Annotated in this window: 1 protein-coding gene; it reads left to right on the top strand. The window is 59.9% G+C overall.

The window, feature by feature from the left end; genetic code table 11:
- Positions 1–144: 144 nt before the first annotated feature.
- Positions 145–728: succinate dehydrogenase iron-sulfur subunit (locus PKE99_RS39195; protein WP_271215112.1), on the top strand; the 584-nt coding region annotated here is incomplete at its 3' end.

Genomic DNA, 728 nt, shown 5'->3' with positions numbered 1-728 from the left:
GTGGCGCGCATGGAGATCGAGGTCTCGTCCGACTATCTGGCCGGGCGTGACCCCGCGCAGCTTTATGAAAGCTGCGTCTACAGACAATCCGGGCAGTTGCCGTCGCAACCGCTCTACTCCCGTCCCGATTGGAGAAACTAGCCAATGGTTCAGTTCACCCTGCCAAAGAACTCCAAGGTCCGCACCGGCAAGACCTGGCCGAAGCCGGAAGGCAAGAACATCCGCAAGTTCCAGATTTACCGCTGGAACCCCGATGACGGCGAAAACCCGCGTGTCGACACCTATTTCCTTGATATGGACAAGTGCGGCCCGATGGTTCTGGACGCGCTGATCAAGATCAAGAACGAGGTCGACCCGACGCTGACCTTCCGCCGCTCGTGCCGCGAGGGGATCTGCGGCTCCTGCGCGATGAACATCGACGGGATCAACACGCTGGCCTGCATCTATGGCCTGGACGAGATCAAGGGCGACGTGAAGATCTATCCGCTGCCGCATATGCCGGTGGTGAAAGACCTGATCCCCGACCTGACGCATTTCTATGCCCAGCACGCCTCGGTCCAGCCCTATCTGATCACCGAGACGCCCAATCCCGACAAGGAATGGCGTCAGTCGATCGAAGACCGCAAAAAGCTTGATGGTCTTTATGAGTGCATCCTCTGCGCCTCGTGCTCGACCTCGTGCCCCAGCTACTGGTGGAACGGCGACCGCTATCTTGGCCCGGCGGCGCT

The organism is Pseudonocardia halophobica (assembly GCF_027922425.1).
GTDB classification, from domain to species: Bacteria; Actinomycetota; Actinomycetes; order Mycobacteriales; family Pseudonocardiaceae; genus Pseudonocardia; species Pseudonocardia halophobica.
The sequence above is the reverse complement of the archived record's forward strand: the minus strand, read 5'-3'. Positions and strand labels throughout refer to the sequence as shown.